The 14,453-nt window shown below is 69.8% G+C and carries 17 protein-coding genes and 1 riboswitch; of the genes, 5 read left to right on the forward strand and 12 right to left on the reverse strand.

The window, feature by feature from the left end; translation table 11 throughout:
- The first annotated feature begins 4 nt into the window (after window positions 1-4).
- A complete protein-coding gene (locus tag A5730_RS11785) occupies window positions 5-874 on the forward strand; it encodes an LLM class F420-dependent oxidoreductase (RefSeq protein WP_067900053.1) in 870 nt (289 codons plus the stop codon).
- Between the two features lie 11 nt (window positions 875-885).
- Here A5730_RS11785 and A5730_RS11790 read toward each other — a convergent pair whose 3' ends face one another.
- Both A5730_RS11790 and A5730_RS11795 read right to left on the reverse strand, forming a co-directional pair.
- Window positions 886-2,385 (reverse strand): peptidase, encoded by a 1,500-nt coding sequence (locus tag A5730_RS11790; RefSeq protein ID WP_156745776.1) that lies wholly within the window; start codon window positions 2,383-2,385, stop codon window positions 886-888.
- A gap of 221 nt (window positions 2,386-2,606) precedes the next feature.
- Window positions 2,607-2,942, reverse strand: coding sequence for a hypothetical protein (locus A5730_RS11795; protein ID WP_067900056.1), 336 nt, complete (start codon window positions 2,940-2,942; stop codon window positions 2,607-2,609).
- A gap of 114 nt (window positions 2,943-3,056) precedes the next feature.
- Between A5730_RS11795 and A5730_RS11800 the strand changes: the two genes are divergently transcribed.
- Window positions 3,057-3,626: a hypothetical protein gene (locus A5730_RS11800; protein ID WP_067900058.1), complete on the forward strand. Its 570-nt coding sequence runs from the start codon at window positions 3,057-3,059 to the stop codon at window positions 3,624-3,626.
- Here the strand turns inward: A5730_RS11800 and A5730_RS11805 are convergent.
- Genes A5730_RS11805 through A5730_RS11825 form a run of 5 tightly spaced genes read right to left on the reverse strand, consistent with a single transcriptional unit; the run spans window position 3,623 to window position 8,869 of the window.
- Complete coding sequence (locus tag A5730_RS11805; RefSeq protein ID WP_082946806.1) at window positions 3,623-5,059, reverse strand: HNH endonuclease signature motif containing protein; 1,437 nt, start codon at window positions 5,057-5,059, stop codon at window positions 3,623-3,625. The genes A5730_RS11800 and A5730_RS11805 overlap by 4 nt on opposite strands.
- Before the next feature lie 31 nt (window positions 5,060-5,090).
- Window positions 5,091-6,563: a M28 family peptidase gene (locus A5730_RS11810; protein ID WP_067900065.1), complete on the reverse strand. Its 1,473-nt coding sequence runs from the start codon at window positions 6,561-6,563 to the stop codon at window positions 5,091-5,093.
- Window positions 6,560-8,044, reverse strand: coding sequence for a M28 family metallopeptidase (locus tag A5730_RS11815; RefSeq protein ID WP_067900067.1), 1,485 nt, complete (start codon window positions 8,042-8,044; stop codon window positions 6,560-6,562). Before A5730_RS11815 ends, A5730_RS11810 begins: the two co-directional genes overlap by 4 nt.
- A 53-nt stretch (window positions 8,045-8,097) precedes the next feature.
- Window positions 8,098-8,523, reverse strand: a complete 426-nt coding sequence (locus A5730_RS11820) for a DUF2752 domain-containing protein (protein ID WP_055403840.1) — start codon at window positions 8,521-8,523, stop codon at window positions 8,098-8,100.
- Between the two features lie 10 nt (window positions 8,524-8,533).
- Window positions 8,534-8,869 carry a CD225/dispanin family protein gene (locus A5730_RS11825; protein ID WP_067900071.1) on the reverse strand — a complete coding sequence of 112 codons (336 nt, stop codon included), beginning with the start codon at window positions 8,867-8,869 and terminating at the stop codon, window positions 8,534-8,536.
- Between the two features lie 326 nt (window positions 8,870-9,195).
- On the opposite strand from A5730_RS11825, the gene A5730_RS11830 reads away from it, so the two are divergent.
- Both A5730_RS11830 and A5730_RS11835 read left to right on the forward strand, forming a co-directional pair.
- Complete coding sequence (locus A5730_RS11830) at window positions 9,196-9,723, forward strand: serine/threonine protein kinase (protein WP_067900074.1); 528 nt, start codon at window positions 9,196-9,198, stop codon at window positions 9,721-9,723.
- Between the two features lie 63 nt (window positions 9,724-9,786).
- Entirely contained in the window at window positions 9,787-10,308 is a 522-nt protein-coding gene (locus A5730_RS11835) for a serine/threonine protein kinase (RefSeq protein ID WP_067816545.1), read from the forward strand.
- A 4-nt stretch (window positions 10,309-10,312) separates the two neighbouring features.
- Here A5730_RS11835 and A5730_RS11840 read toward each other — a convergent pair whose 3' ends face one another.
- The 4 genes from A5730_RS11840 to thiO all read right to left on the reverse strand — a co-directional run bounded on the left by A5730_RS11840 (window position 10,313) and on the right by thiO (window position 13,032).
- Window positions 10,313-11,071, reverse strand: a complete 759-nt coding sequence (locus A5730_RS11840; RefSeq protein ID WP_067900075.1) for an SGNH/GDSL hydrolase family protein — start codon at window positions 11,069-11,071, stop codon at window positions 10,313-10,315.
- Window positions 11,068-11,829, reverse strand: coding sequence for a thiazole synthase (locus A5730_RS11845; RefSeq protein WP_067900079.1), 762 nt, complete (start codon window positions 11,827-11,829; stop codon window positions 11,068-11,070). Before A5730_RS11845 ends, A5730_RS11840 begins: the two co-directional genes overlap by 4 nt.
- Entirely contained in the window at window positions 11,822-12,019 is a 198-nt protein-coding gene (gene thiS / locus A5730_RS11850) for a sulfur carrier protein ThiS (protein WP_055403834.1), read from the reverse strand. The genes A5730_RS11845 and thiS overlap by 8 nt, the downstream gene beginning before the upstream one ends.
- Entirely contained in the window at window positions 12,016-13,032 is a 1,017-nt protein-coding gene (gene thiO / locus A5730_RS11855) for a glycine oxidase ThiO (protein ID WP_067900248.1), read from the reverse strand. The genes thiS and thiO overlap by 4 nt, the downstream gene beginning before the upstream one ends.
- Window positions 13,023-13,132: riboswitch (TPP riboswitch) on the reverse strand. It overlaps the preceding gene by 10 nt.
- Before the next feature lie 37 nt (window positions 13,133-13,169).
- Here thiO and thiE point away from each other — a divergent pair.
- Complete coding sequence (thiE, locus tag A5730_RS11860) at window positions 13,170-13,841, forward strand: thiamine phosphate synthase (RefSeq protein ID WP_067900082.1); 672 nt, start codon at window positions 13,170-13,172, stop codon at window positions 13,839-13,841.
- Here thiE and A5730_RS11865 read toward each other — a convergent pair.
- Window positions 13,813-14,439, reverse strand: coding sequence for an NUDIX hydrolase (locus tag A5730_RS11865; RefSeq protein ID WP_067900086.1), 627 nt, complete (start codon window positions 14,437-14,439; stop codon window positions 13,813-13,815). The genes thiE and A5730_RS11865 overlap by 29 nt on opposite strands.
- Between the last annotated feature and the right edge of the window lie 14 nt (window positions 14,440-14,453).

Consider the following 14,453-nt stretch of genomic DNA (forward strand, 5'->3'; position numbering starts at 1 on the left):
TGCAATGGAACTAGGAGTGCACTTCATCGATTTCCTGCCGGGTGATCCGGCGGCATTGGGTCCGACGCTGGCCGAGGCGGCCAAGTCCGCCGAGCGGGACGGGGCGACGCTGTTCACGCTGGCCGACCACTTCTTTCAGATGGAAGCAATGGGGCGCGCGCAGGACCCGTTCCTGGAAGGCTATACGTCGCTGGGCTTCCTGGCCGGGCAGACGACCACCATCGAGTTGAGCCTGCTGGTCACCGGTGTCACCTATCGCTATCCGGGGATGCTGGCCAAGGCGGTCACCACACTGGACGTCTTGTCGCAGGGCCGCTCCATGCTGGGGCTCGGTGCGGCCTGGTACGACCGCGAGCACGCCGCCCTCGGCTTCCCCTATCCGCCGGTGAGCCGGCGTTTCGAGATGCTCGAGGAGACGCTGCAGATCTGCAGGCAGATGTGGAGCGCGGACGACGGGCCCTACCAGGGCAAGCACTACCGGTTGGCCGAGACAATCTGTGAGCCGCAACCGATTCGGCGCCCGCCGATCCTGATCGGCGGGGACGGCGAGAAGAAGACACTGCGCCTGGTGGCGCAGTACGCCGATGTGTGGAACAGCACCGTGACCGATCCCGACCAGCTCGAGCACAAGATCGAGGTGCTACACCGGCACTGCGATGCGGTCGGCCGCGACCCGGGTGAAATCCGCAAGACGGTGGGCTTTTTCGTGGACCCCTTCGAGGATCTCGACGGGTACTTCGCGACGGTCGAGCGCTACGCCGGGCTGGGCGTGCAGCTGGTGAACGCCGGTCCGTTCCCCGGCAACCCGGACCCCGTCGGATTCATCCGCCGCCTCGGCGACGAAGTCATACCCAAGCTCGCCGAAATCGGTTGATAGGGCGGGGTTTAGCCCGGGTAGCGGGAATAGCACGCGTCCATGTTGCCCGCGACACCACCGCGGAACGCCGCTATCCGGGTGAACCCGGCCGGCACGCTGGTGCCGTCGGCGTCGCTGGCCACGAGGTGGTTGGTGAGCAACCCGGCCACCGCCTCGTCGAGATCGCCGGCCGTCAGCAGCAACTGTTTCTGCGACGACAGCTCGATGGGTTCGGCCATCTTGCGGTGCACCACCCCGGTCAGGCAGGCGGTGCGCAGCGCGGTCCACGGGCTCTGCATGGCCAACCCGCGTTCGTGTTGCACGGCCAGCGCGTAGCGCGACATCACGACCGACAGGGCGGTGTCGTCGCCCTGCGGCAGGGTCTGCTCGTTCTCGTCGGCGACCTTGCCCATGGCCGCCAGCTTCGGCAGGTCGATCACGATCGTGTTGGTGGCCGGGCAGTATGACGCCGGCGGGCTGGCCTTGGCGTCGGCGCAATCGGCCGCCTGGAAGGACAACGTCGGCGGGCTCTTCGGCGAGAACACCTTGCCCAACAGTTCCATCAGCGTCGACAGCGTGTCCTGGTCGATCGGGACCTCACCGGTCTCCGGGTTTCCGGTGCTGGTGTCGACGCGCAGGGCGTTGGGCAGGTCGCCGCGGCGCTGCGCGATTTCCCTCTTGTCGATCCCCGCGCAGGCCGAGGCGCCGTCGATGAAACCCATTTGGAAGGCCTCGATCCGGTCCAGGGCCGACCCGTGTTCGTCGTCGTTCTCGGTCTCGCTGTCCATTACGGGATCCCGGGTGGTGATGATGCCCGCCAGCACGTGGTCGAGCCCGTCGGCGGTGCTCAGCGTGAACCGCGGCGACTTGCCGTCGGCGACCCAGAACAGGTAGACGCCGGCGAAGCAGTCGGCCTGCTGCTCGCGCACGATCGTGGGGTCGCGTTTGGTCACCAGCTTCGCCATGGTCTGCAACGCGTGGCCGAATTCGTGTGCCAGCACGCCGTTGACGGACATGTCGCCGAAGTACTTCTGCGCGACGGGCATGAACACGCCACGGTCCCAAGCGATCAGGTTGCAGCGCGACGTGAAGAAGGCGTTGACGAGCTTGTAGGTCTCGTTGTGGCAAACGATCGGGCTGGCCGGGTCGTTGGAGTTGTACGACACCATCTTGCCGACCGGGACGAAATCCCCCTTCAACGATTGGCCGTAGACCGACTTCCAATATTCCTCGATGTCGTTGACCGACAGCAACGACAACTTGTCGATCGCGCCGTTGTCGGTGTTGACCACGGTGCCGGTGGGGGCGGGTGCGTTCTGGCGAATCCCGCTGGGGCCGTTCGTCGCCGGCAGGCCGCCCACCCGGAACGGATCGTTCAGCATGGACAACGCGCGCCCGTCGACGAAGGATGTGCAGCCGGCCACCACGATTGCCGCTGCCGCGCAGCTCAACACCCCCCGCAGCAAGGCGGCCGCCCTGCGCGGACGGCCACCGGCCTGCAGACGTCGATTCCGCGCATGGCTCTTCATACCAACCTCATCCCGACCGGGTGCAGGGCAGCACCAAAGGGTCTCATTCTAGAGCGGTTGGCTAACTATGACAGCACGAATGAGAACACCGTCGCGCGCGAGTACCGGCGGCCGGCCGGCGGGGTTGCGCGCGGCTTACCCGTTGCCGAACAGGGAACGCCGGGTGGGTGTGCGGATCGGAAATAGCGAACTCGGCGGCGCGGCGTGGGGGCCGGCGCGGTTTAGGGGCGCGGCGCGATCGGTGTCGTCGTTTGCGGCGGAGCCACCGGACCACCCGGGCCCATTCCGCCGGGCCCCATCATGCCGCCGGGGCCCATCATCCCCGGCCCCATCATTCCGCCGTCCATCATGGGGCAGGTGCCGGCGCGCCCGCCCCCGTAGCCGTGGCGCCAGCCGTAGTGGTTACCCGAGCCCCAGCCCAGCATGAGGCCCGAGAAGAAGATCACCGCGACCACGAACACGACACCGGCCACGATGACCACCCACGCGGCCACTTGACCCAGCCGGCTGTGCGCGCCGAATCGATGATCGACGCTGGTTTCAGGAGTTTCCGTCATGCCCGAAACGATGCCACACGCATACCCACCGGGGGTAGGGACCATTGGCCCTAGATAAGGCGTCGACACCTCTGGTCGACTTGCCTGAACTGCGCAGGACCGGAGGGATCCGTGATGGCTGGATTGACGCGGCGGGCGGCGCTTGCCGCGCTGGGTGTGCTCGGCGCGGGCGCCATCGTGTGCCGGGGACATGTGCGCCGCAACGTCGTCGAACTGCCCGCCACGGCCATCCGCCGCACCGACTGCGGCGGCTTCATGGGCGCTGGTCATGCGGACATGAGCCGCTACATGGATATGTTCATGCGGCACAGCCAAATCCAGCGCGTGGTCGAGGACATTCCCGGCGGCGTTCGCACCACCACCGAATCGGCATCGCCCGACCTCGCCGCTCAACTACAAGCGCACGTCTCGAGCATGTACGCCCACCTCGATCAGGGAACCGAAGTCAGCTGCATGAGCCAGACCCTGCCGACCCTGTTCCGCCGCGCCGGCGGCTACCGCCGCCAACTCACGTTGACCCCCAACGGCGTGATCGCCGAGGAGACCGCCGACGATCCGGCCCTGACCGACGTCATCCGGTCGCACGCGCGGGAGGTCACCGGCTTCGTGCGGGACGGCATGCCCGCCATGATGCAGCAGATGATGGGGCCCGGCGGGATGGGCTGCGGCCGAATGATGCCCTAGAAGGGCGGCGGATCATGGCCACCGTCGGCCGCGGCCGACGGGACCTGACGCGCCTGGCGGTTGCGCCGGCGTTCGGCGGCGATGCGCTGGGACCGGTTCTGGGCGCGGGTTCTGTTGCGTCGCGGCATCATTGCGGTGCGCTCGCCGCAGCGCTCAACGGCCGTGTGGACCGGGGCGTCGCCGGTGGGCGCGCACAGGCTGGGGAACAACAGCGCGCTGCCCGGGGTGGTGACGTAGGTGTGCCCGCCGGGCAGCCGCCAGATCAGGGTGCCGTCGGGCAGCTGTTGATCGCGCCAGCCCCAGAAGGTTTTCAGCAAATGATGTTGGCGGCAAAGGCATTTCAGGTTCGACGGATGCGTCGCCCCACCCTCGGCGTACGGCACCGTATGGTCGATGTCGCAGTCGACGGCCGGGCGATCACATCCGGGCGCCCGGCAGGTCAGGTCCCGGCACCGCACGAAGTCGGCCAGCTTGGCCGAGGGGATGTAGCGCGGCTCGGCCTGCGCCGGGGCGCTCAGCGGCGCCAGCTTCGCCGTGCCGGCCAGTTCGGCCACCAGCTCGGCGGTTATCAGCCCGTCCGCGGCCACCTCCGAAGCCGGAGCCGAGCCGCGGCCCCGGATGCCGGCCTCCTCGGCGATCACGTGAATGACGACAGGCGTTGCGGCGGGCCGCTTTCCGGCCGCGCAATCGGGCCGGCCGCAGCGGCAGCCCAGCCGATCCGCGGAGGCCGCCAACGCGCCCAGCGCGTCGGCGCGCCGCTGGTCGCGAGTGCGCGGGTCGTGCTCACACACCGTGTCCGCCAGGGCATCCAACCGCTTGTCCAGGGCGTGGGCATCCGGGCTGAACAGGCTGCCCCGAATCTCGGACATGCCGCCCTCGAGATCCTCGACCCGGACCTCACGCTCGTCCTGACACTCGCGGCGGCGGCGCACCGCATCGGCATCGGCCCTGGCCACGATTTTGTCGACCTCGCCGGCCAGCCGACCCCTGGTCATCGACGGCCACCGCGCCGCGCGCGCGGCGAGCTCGACGTCCACGGCGGCTAAGACCGCCGCGTCGGTGATCAGATCGGTGCGGTACACGATCGTCTGGAACAGCCCGTAGCTGATGTCGCCGGCGCGAAACACCGCCGCCACGTGCGGCACCCGCTCCCGCATGGCCAACGCGTACCGCATGAAACTGCCCGCCATCGCCAGGCTGATCCGAAGGGCCGCGGCCACTTCGGCCCCCACCGCCGCCCAGGTGTCCACCGCCCAATCCGACTCCTCGCCGCGCTGGGCGCGGCGCAGTTCGAACAACTCCGCGACCGCATCCAACCGGCCGGCGACCGCTTGCGCCTCCATCCGCCAGGACGCCGACATCTGGTCCACCAGCGCGCGGGACCGCTCGCACCGCGGGGGCTCCCAATAGTCGTGCAGCCGGCCATCGAACATGTGTTCGAGGATAGCTACGGCCACCGACAAGTTACGGCATCCGGGTCCGATGCCGTTTGTCATGCGGCGGCACGCCGTTGACGCCGCCGATGGATTCCGCGTAACTGCCCACCGCGTAGGCGGCGCCGGAACCCATGATGGCCAACGCTTCCCGGTTGATGTTGTCGACGGTTTCGCGCGGGCCCTGATAGTTCGGGTCGAACGGGGCGCCGGCCTGGCCGCCCCACAGGCGGGCCTGAACGGTCGTCTTCTGCTGTGACGCCCCGCCCGTCAGGCCCCCGATCGGCACGCCCGCGACCATGAAGGGGTGGTAGTCGGCGAGGGTGCTCAGCGGCATGTCCGCGGGCCGCTTCCCGGCCAGGTTGAGATAGCCGCCCAGGGTGCGCTCGATGCCGGCCGAGCCGTCGGGGACGTCCGCGTAGGTCACCCCGGGGGCGGGCGGACCGGACTGGTCGCCGTCGTCGGTGAAGAACCCGGCGTTGGGCGAACCCAGCGTGGTGAAGTTCAGGTACATCGCGATGTCGTTGAGCTGATCGCCGTCCATGCCGAACACGTAGTCCATGACGCCGTTCAGCCCGTCCTCGTCGGCGCCCCAGAACGCGAAGCGGACCGCGTTGTTCACCGGGGCCAGCGGGCCCAGTTGCAGCGCCGTTTCCAGCACCGCGGCCACCCCGGTGCCGTCGTCGTTGATGCCCGGGCCGCCGCGCGGGCTGTCGAGATGCGCGCCAACCACGATCACTTCGTGCGGCGAACCGGTCTTCGTCTGCGCCAACACGTTTCGCGAGGTGATCTTGATGTTCTGGGCGTCCAGCACCAGGCGGATGGGCGCGCTGGTGCCGCCGAGTGCGGACGCGGCCGCGGGATTGGCCACCGCGACAGGCACGGTCAGTTGCTTGAAGTAGCCGGGGTTGAACAACGTGGCCGGGGCGCCCTGGCCGGCGGGCGCGCTGAGCACGATCAGCGCGGCCGCGCCCTTGGCCACCGCGCTGTTCTGCTTTTCCACCACCGAACAACGCGCGTCGTCGACGACGGCGATCGAACCCTTGGGCAGCGCGGCGGGGTAATCGCCGGCCGCGCAGCCCGACGGTTGGCTGGGCCGCACCACGGGCCCGGTCAGGCCGCCGGGCGGTGTCTGGACCAACAGCGAGGCCTGGTCGACGGCGTAGCTGCGGCCGCCGACCGTCATCGCCGGCCGGCCCGGGGACACGTTGTACAGCCGGTCGAACTGCGGCGTCAAAACCTCGAAACCCCTGTCCCGCAGGGCCTTAACCACGTAGTCGACGCTGGCGTCGTAACCCGCCGTGCCGTCCGCCCGGTTCCCCTTGTTGGCGTTGGCGATGTTCTGCAGCGCCCGCAGGTGGGTGAACATCGCGTCGGAGGTGACCTTCGCGGCCAGCCCTCGACCCAGATCCGGTGGGGCACCGGGTGATCCGGGCCGCGTCGACGAGCAGCCCGCCAGCAGCCCGGCGACCAGCAGCAGCGTCGCGCCCAGCCGGGCGATCATGATTTGGTTAGCACGTGACGTGTGCGGTCCTCCACCGTCGGCACTCCGTTGTGGCCGCCGAGATCCTGGGCGTACAGGCCCACCGCATAGGCGACGCCGCCGCCGTCGATGCCCAGCGCGGTCCGGTCGATGTGATCAAGGGTGTCGGTCCGCTGGTGATAGTTGGGGTCGAACGGCTGGTCGGCCGTCCCGCCCCACAACTTGGCTTGCTCCGCAGACATTTTCACCTCGGCACCGGAGAACAGGCCGCCGGCGGGGATGCCCGCGAGGGTGAACCCGTCGTAGTCGGAGCGGCCGTCGAACGAGGTGTCCTGCGCGGTCTTCCCGGCGGATTTCAGGTAGGCGACCAGGGTGCGTTCGATGCCGGCCGAACCCTCCGGCACCACCGGCTGGCCGCGAGCGTCCGCCGGCAGCGACTGGTCACCGTCGTAGGTGAAGTAGCCCGGGTTCGGCGACGCGAGCATGTCGAAGTTCAGATACAGGGCAATGTTTTTGAGCGCGGCCAAGTCCAGCGATTCGACGTAGTTGCGCGATCCGATCAGGCCGAGCTCCTCGGCACCCCAGAAGCCGAACCGCACCGCGTTGCGCACCGGTGGCGAACTCCCCAGCCGCAGCGCGGTTTCCAGCACCGCGGCAACGCCCGAGCCGTTGTCGTTGATGCCAGGACCGTCGGGCACGCTGTCCAAATGCGCGCCCGCCATCACGACGTTGCTCGTCGAGCCGGTCTTCGTCTGGGCGATCACGTTGCGGGCCTTGAAGCTTTGGACGCTGGCGTTCAGCTTGATGGTGGCCGGGCCCGGCTGCGCGCGCAGTTGCACGCCGACGGATTTGGTCACGCTCACCACCGGGATCTTGACGTTGGTGTCCGGCCCCAGGGTGCCGCCCATCTGTTGCTCGTCGACGTTGTCGGCGACGATCATCGCGACCGCCCCGCGCTGGGCCGCGGCCTCCTCCTTCTGCGCGAAGGGGCAGTTGCCGCGGTCCACCAAAACCACGGCCCCCCGCACCGGGAGGTCGCCGTAATCGGAGGCCGCACAGGCGGGGCCGGTGCCGACGGGTAGCAGCGGTCCACTCACCCCTTCCGGCGGCGTGCCAAGGCTGAAGTCGAGCGCGTGGGCCTCCACCGGCTTGTTGCCGACGGTCACCTCGGGCTTGTCCCCGTGAAACACCCGCGCCGAGAATTCCGGCGTTTGCACGTCGAAACCGCTGCCTCGCAACGCGTTTACGACGTAATCGACGCTGGCCTCGTAACCGGGGGTGCCCACGGCACGGGTGCCGTTGTTGGCGTTGGCGATATCCTGGAGCTTCGTCAGGTGCCCCATCATCGCGTCGGTCGTGACTTTGTCGTGCAACGCGCCGGCGAACTCCGCCGCGGCGGGGTTGCCGCCCGGCGGTGGCGAGGACCGATGGAAGCAGCCGGCCGAGAACGCGGCCAGCGCGACGACGAGGAGCGCCGCCGGGATCACCGAGAATTTCTTCATCGCGCCCCAGGTTAATCCGCGGTCCGAGCGGCTGGGATCAGGACACGGCGGTATCAGACGTAGAGCGCGTTGAAGGGGGCAAAGGGGATGTTGCGCACCACAAACCACGCCACGACCAGCGTCATGGTCACCGCCGCGGCCCAGCGGCCGTGCTGCCAGCTCCGCACCCTTCTGCCCGCCAGCCGTCCATAGGTCCAGGCGAGGTATGCCCACACCAGGAGCACGACAGCCGCCAGGCCCAACGCGTTGAACCTGGCGGCCGCCATTACGTTGCCGTGCATCAGGGAATACAGCATGCGCAGGCTGCCGCACCCCGGACAATCGATCCCCAACAGCGCCTTGGTGGGACACACCGGCAGCGGACCGTGGGGGGTTGTCGGGTCACCCGCCCAGATGGCGGCGCACATCAGGGTCGCGGACGCGGCCACCACCAGCGGCGCACCCAAACCCGATGGCACCGACCCTTGGCGGGTCACCATGGTCGCTGCCTTAGAACATCGCGGCGAGCGCCGCGTTGGTGTTCGTGTTCAGCGCGCCGACCGCCATCAAGATGCCGTAGATGATGCCGACGATCACACCGACGACCGCCGACCAGATCACCCATTTCTTGGCGCTGTCGGCGGACGCCTGCGCCTCGGCGTAGCGGCCCTGCGCCCAGAGCCCGTTGACCTGGCTGGACTTGACAATTGCCACGATTCCGAAGGGGAGGCAGCAGAACAGGGTCACCAGGATGGACCACACCAAATAGTTATTCGGCGCTTGCCCGGCGGGCTGCTGCGGCGGGTAACCAGGCGGCGGAGGGGGCGGTGCCGGCGGCTGTGTCATGGATTCTCCAGTCCCGAGATGTTAGCTGGCGTAAAGCGGTGCTAACCATACCCGAGCACAGTCGCGGCGGCACTAGCAATTTGAAAATCCCTTCCGGCCCGGCCGGGGTGCGGCGCGAGGGCCTCGAGGTCGCCTCACCGGCGAAAGGCGACCGGGAAAGCGAAAAGAACTGACCGCCAGCATCTTTCAAAACAGCTGGCTAACGGCCCGTTGCGAGGCGGCGTCGGGAACGATGACCAGACAGACAATTGCCAGCGGAATGTGTTGCTTTGTCAGGACATAGCCCTACGATCCCTAGTTAGTGACAATCGCTAAGGAGTCGGAGGATGTCCCATCTCAGCAACGCGCTGCGGTCCGCCACAGCCGCCGCGCTCGTGGGCGTTTCCGGCTTAGCGGGAAGCGCCACCGCGACCGCGGATCCCGCGAATACCGGTAGCTCGTCGGACATCAACACACTCGCGGCGTCGCTGTCAAAGGGCTACGGGCTGAACAACTGCACCGCCCAGAGCATCACCACCGGCGAACTGGCGTCGCTGACTTGCGGACAGAGCCCCGACCCGAGCGGACCGGTCCAGGCCAAGTACATCCTGTTCAACAACGGCGAAAATCTGGTCGGCTCGTTCAAGGCCAGCATCAAGGACGACGTGCTGGGCGCCTGCGGGGACAGCGGCCAGTCGCCCACCAGCTGGCACCAGGGCAGCAACAGCGGCAATGCCGGCCAGGTGGCGTGCGGGACGTATCAGAACGCCGCCGAGATCATCTGGACCACGGACTCCAAGAACATCTTGAGCTACATCCGCGGACCCAACACCGACGCCGCGGCGCTGTATCAGTGGTGGCGGGCCAACGGCTGACGTTCACCTTGGGGGGTAAGGGATTTCGCACCATCCAACCAACAACCGCAGGGAGTCAACGAAATGTCACATCTCATCACCACGCTGCGAGTCGTGTCGGCCGCGGCTCTCACCGGCAGTCTGGCTTTGGCGGGCAGCGGCACAGCGCTGGCGGAACCCAACACCGGCAGCGCCGCCGACATGAACACGCTGGCCGCCAACCTGTCGAAGGGCTACGGCCTCAACAACTGCAAGCCGCAGGAGTTGACCGAATCCGGCGAACTGGCCGAGCTGCTGTGCGGGCAAAGCCCCGACCCGAGCGGACCGGGCTCCGGCGTGTACGCCCTCTTCTCCAACGGTACGAATCTGGGCGCGGCGTTCAGTTCCACCATCAAGGACGTGTCGCTGGCCGCCTGCGGCGACGCCGGGCAGTCACCGGGCACCTGGAAGCAGAACGGCCAGACGGGCGGCCAGATCGCGTGCGGCACCTACAAGAACTACGCGACGCTAACCTGGACCACCGACGCCAAGAACGTGTTGGGCCATCTGACGGCGGCCAACTCCGACGTCAACGCCCTCTACCAGTGGTGGCGCACCAACGGCTGACCCGTCAGCACAGCGCGGCCACCAGGTCGGCGACGGCGCGCATCCCGGCGGCGTTCGGGTGCAGCGGCGCCGCCCGGCCCGGTAGCGGCACACCGGGTCTGGTGGTCCAGGGGTCGCCCGACCACGCATGGTGGTCCCGGCTGGCCGCGCCGGCCCGGACCACTTCGCAGCCGGTTTCCGTCGCCGCGTCGGCCGTGAGCCGTTCCAGTGTCGCGGCCACGTGGCGACCGAGGTCGGCGTCCGCCTGCGAGAGCGGGGCGGCCGGCGCACCCGCGGGCGGCAGGACGGTCAGGTAGTCGACGAAGACGACGCGGGCCCGCGGGGCGCGCTCGCGCACCGCATGACCGACCGCGCAGAGGGATTCGAACACGGCGTCGAGGGCCCGGTTCCGCGCGTCGGAGTCCAGCAGTTCGGTGATGCGCGCACCGAGCAGCGGCAGCCATTTGACCGGGCGCGGCAACGAGGCGGCCACCAGCAGCGGGATGTAGCCGACGTCGTTGCCCCCGATCGTGATGGTCACCAAGCCTTCCGAGCCGTCCAGGGCGGCGATCTGGGGCGATGCGCCGCGCTGCCGCTCGGCGAGCACGTGTGCGGTGGTGGCGCCGGAGAAGGTGACGTCCACCAGTTCGAGGCCGCAGCGCTGCGCGACCAGGTGCGGATAGTTGCGCGCCGACCGGCCCGAGCCGAACGGCGCGCCAGCGGCACGGGGCCGGATGCCGGGCCCGGCGGCCATCGAACTGCCCAGCGCCACATACCGTTTCATCGTTGCGGGCTGGACGCCTGCGCCCAGAAGCGCTTGGGAATCCGCCCGGCCCGGCGGGCCAGATAGCCGGCGGTGACGGCGGCGGCCATCGCGGCCGCCATCGTCGCGGGATCGGCGGCCCGGGTCACCGCGGTGGCCAAAAGCACGGCGTCGCAACCCAATTCCATCGCCAGCGCGGCGTCGCTGGCGGTTCCGATGCCGGCGTCGAGCACCACCGGGACGCCGGCCCGGGCGACGATCATCTCGATGTTGTGCGGGTTGGTGATGCCCAGGCCCGTGCCGATCGGCGAACCGAGCGGCATGACGGCCGCGCATCCGGCGTCTTCGAGCCGGCGCGCCAATACCGGGTCGTCGTTGGTATAGGGCAGCACGACGAAGCCGTCGTCGACCAATTGCTCGGCCGCCCGGACCAATTCGACCGCGTCGGGCAACAGCGTGCGTTCGTCGGCTATCACCTCGAGCTTGACCCAGTTGGTGTTCAGCGCCTCGCGGGCCAGCTGCGCGGTGAGCACCGCCTCGGCCGCGCCGCGGCACCCCGCGGTGTTGGGCAGCGGCGTGATGCCGAGCCGGTTGAGCAGGTCCAGCAGCCCGGTCCCGCCCTCGGCGTCGACCCGCCGCATCGCGACGGTGGTCAGTTCCGTGCCCGACGCGACCAGCGCCTCCTCCAACGCGGCCAGGCTGGTCGCTCCCCCGGTGCCCATGATCAGGCGCGAGGCGAAGCTGCGGTCACCGATGGTGAGTTTCAAGGAGTCAGCCACCCTGCACCGCCGTCACCACCTCGAGCCGAGCGCCGTCGAAAAGCGTTGTCGTCCAACTGGAGCGGGGCAGCAGCGCGTCGTCCATGGCCACCGCGACGCCGCGGTCCGGGTACCCCAGCGACTCGAGCAGCGCGGCCACCGTGGTCCGCTCGTCGACGTCGAGCTTGCGTTCGTTGACCACGACGATCATGACTGGGCTCCCACCGGGGCGAGTTCGGACACGATCTGCTCGGCGGTCCACGGCGCGAGCAGGAACCCGGATCGGCCGTGGCCGCAGGCCACCAGGGTTCGCTCGTCCAGGCGTTGGACCAGGGGCAGGTTGTCGGGCGTCATCGGGCGCAGCCCGGCGGCGCACTCGGCCAGCTCGTATTCGCCGAGCCCCGGCAACACCGCGCAGGCGTCGTCGAGCAGGTCGCGCACCCCCGAGACCACCGGGGCCGTGTCGCGCCCGTGCTCGTACTGGGTGGCGCCGACGACCACGCCGTCCGTGCGGGGCACCAGGTACACCTGCCGCCCGTGCACGCGGGCACGAATGACGCGCTGCGGCACCGGCATACAGCCGCGCCGCCAGCGCAGCCGCAGTACCTCGCCCTTGACCGGGCGCACCGGCAGCCCGGGCCACAGCGCGGGGGCGTCGATACCGTTGGCGATCACGACCGCATCGCCGTCGACCGCCGACAGGTCGCGCGCCGGCGGCGCCCATTGCACCCCGAGGCGTTCGCATTCCGTCGACAACGCGTCGAGCACCGCGCGGTTGTCCACCGCCAGCTCGGTCGGCGCCCGAAAGCCGTGCCGGATCCCTTGCGCCAGCAGCGGTTCCAAATCCCGCGCCGCGGACTCCCAGACCACCGGGTGCCCCTGCGCGGACAACCAGTCGGCGACGGTGCGCAGGTCCGCGACGTCGGCCCGGTCGACGGCCACCACCAACGACTCCCGGGCGGTCACCACGTGCGGCGGCAGCCCGTCGGTGAACCCGCCCTCGCGCCAGAGCCGCAGCGACTCCAGGCCCAGCCGCAACAACCGTTCCTCGCCCGGCCAGCCCTCGCTGTGCGGGGCCAGCATGCCGCCGGCGACCCAGGACGCGCCCAAGGCGTCGGTGCGGTGCACCCGCACCGACCAGCCGGCCTGCGCCGCGCGGCGCGCCACCGACAGCCCGATCACGCCGCCGCCGATGACCGCCAACGACCCGCGGTCTGCTGGCATGTTGGCCTCCCTTCGCCGGCATGACCCGGATCAGGTGTGACGGTAAGGGCAGGCGCGCCCACTCTCAGACCCCGTTCCCGGGACTCCCGTGTCTGTATGGTTCTTCGGCCTCCACGCTAGCGCGCTAGCGTCGCGGTGTGCATCAACGAGTTGATCGGCTGGCGGCCGCGCGGCTGTATCTGTGCACCGACGCGCGCCGGGAACGGGGCGATCTGGCCGAGTTCGCCGACGCCGCGCTGGCCGGCGGGGTCGACATCATTCAGCTGCGCGACAAGGGGTCGCCCGGGGAGCAGCGGTTCGGGGCCCTCGAGGCGCGCGACGAGCTGGCGGCCTGCGAGATCCTGGCCGACGCGGCCCACCGGCACGGCGCGCTGTTCGCGGTCAACGACCGGGCGGACATCGCCCGCGCGGCAGGCGCCGACGTGCTGCACCTGGGGCAGGGCGACCTGCCGCTGGACATCGCGCGCGACTTCGTCGGGCCGGACACGCTGCTGGGCCTGTCCAGCCACGACCCCGACCAGGCGACCGCGGCGGCGGCGGGCCCCGCCGACTACTTCTGCGTCGGCCCGTGCTGGCCCACCCCCACCAAACCGGGCCGCGCGGCGCCGGGCCTGGCGCTGGTGCGGGCGGCCGCCGCGATCGGCGGACACAAGCCGTGGTTCGCGATCGGGGGCGTCGACGCCCAGCGGTTGCCCGAGGTGCTCGCCGCGGGCGCCCGCCGCGTCGTGGTGGTGCGCGCGATCACCGCGGCCGAAGACCCGCGGGACGCGGCGCAACGGCTCAGCTCAGCGCTTGCAGCAGCGAATTGATCCGGGGATGCGCCGGCGCCTCGTCGGCATTCCCTGGCACGCACCAGACGAAGACGCCGTCCTCGATCTCGATCGTGCGCGGCAGGTGCCGGCGGCGCTCGTCGGCGTCGCCCAGCGGCAGCAGCGCGGTGGCGCTGCGCAGCCGGTGCCAGCTCGCCGCGAAACCCGGATGCAGCGGCAGCTCGGCCACCTCGTCCTCGGCGACCCAGCGCATCTCGGCGCTCTCCCCGTTGGGCACCGTGGGCAGCAACTCGGCCGCGTCGGCGACCACCGTGGTGTAGGTCCAGCGCGCGCCGCCGAGCCCGGTGACCTCGGCGGTGACGACCGTCGAACGCACGGTCAGCAGCTCGCCGGGCAGGCCGGCCTCCTCGTGCGCCTCGCGAACCGCGGTCTCCTCGGGCGACTCGTGGCTGTCGCGGGCGCCGCCGGGCAGGCCCCACGTCCCGCCCTGATGACTCCACACCGCGCGGTGCTGCAGCAGCACCGCGGGGCTGCCGTCCGGCCGCGGGGCCCGCAGCAGCAGGCCCGCCGCCCCGAACCGGCCCCAATAGTGGGCGCCGCTGCGGGATACCACCCAACCGTCACCGTCGCCCTGCACGAGTTCAGGATAGG

The sequence above is a fragment of the Mycobacterium sp. ACS4054 genome, assembly GCF_001667275.1.
Classification (GTDB): domain Bacteria; phylum Actinomycetota; class Actinomycetes; order Mycobacteriales; family Mycobacteriaceae; genus Mycobacterium.

Coding starts and splice junctions, on each gene's coding strand:
- A5730_RS11795 (WP_067900056.1), bottom strand. CDS start 2,942: ATGACGGAAACTCCTGAAACCAGCGTCGATCATCGATTCGGCGCGCAC.
- thiO (WP_067900248.1), bottom strand. CDS start 13,032: ATGCCAGCAGACCGCGGGTCGTTGGCGGTCATCGGCGGCGGCGTGATC.
- A5730_RS11790 (WP_156745776.1), bottom strand. CDS start 2,385: ATGAAGAGCCATGCGCGGAATCGACGTCTGCAGGCCGGTGGCCGTCCG.
- A5730_RS11830 (WP_067900074.1), top strand. CDS start 9,196: ATGTCCCATCTCAGCAACGCGCTGCGGTCCGCCACAGCCGCCGCGCTC.
- A5730_RS11835 (WP_067816545.1), top strand. CDS start 9,787: ATGTCACATCTCATCACCACGCTGCGAGTCGTGTCGGCCGCGGCTCTC.
- thiS (WP_055403834.1), bottom strand. CDS start 12,019: ATGATCGTCGTGGTCAACGAACGCAAGCTCGACGTCGACGAGCGGACC.
- A5730_RS11815 (WP_067900067.1), bottom strand. CDS start 8,044: ATGAAGAAATTCTCGGTGATCCCGGCGGCGCTCCTCGTCGTCGCGCTG.
- A5730_RS11825 (WP_067900071.1), bottom strand. CDS start 8,869: ATGACACAGCCGCCGGCACCGCCCCCTCCGCCGCCTGGTTACCCGCCG.
- A5730_RS11810 (WP_067900065.1), bottom strand. CDS start 6,563: ATGATCGCCCGGCTGGGCGCGACGCTGCTGCTGGTCGCCGGGCTGCTG.
- A5730_RS11785 (WP_067900053.1), top strand. CDS start 5: ATGGAACTAGGAGTGCACTTCATCGATTTCCTGCCGGGTGATCCGGCG.
- A5730_RS11840 (WP_067900075.1), bottom strand. CDS start 11,071: ATGAAACGGTATGTGGCGCTGGGCAGTTCGATGGCCGCCGGGCCCGGC.
- A5730_RS11820 (WP_055403840.1), bottom strand. CDS start 8,523: ATGGTGACCCGCCAAGGGTCGGTGCCATCGGGTTTGGGTGCGCCGCTG.
- A5730_RS11800 (WP_067900058.1), top strand. CDS start 3,057: ATGGCTGGATTGACGCGGCGGGCGGCGCTTGCCGCGCTGGGTGTGCTC.
- A5730_RS11805 (WP_082946806.1), bottom strand. CDS start 5,059: ATGTTCGATGGCCGGCTGCACGACTATTGGGAGCCCCCGCGGTGCGAG.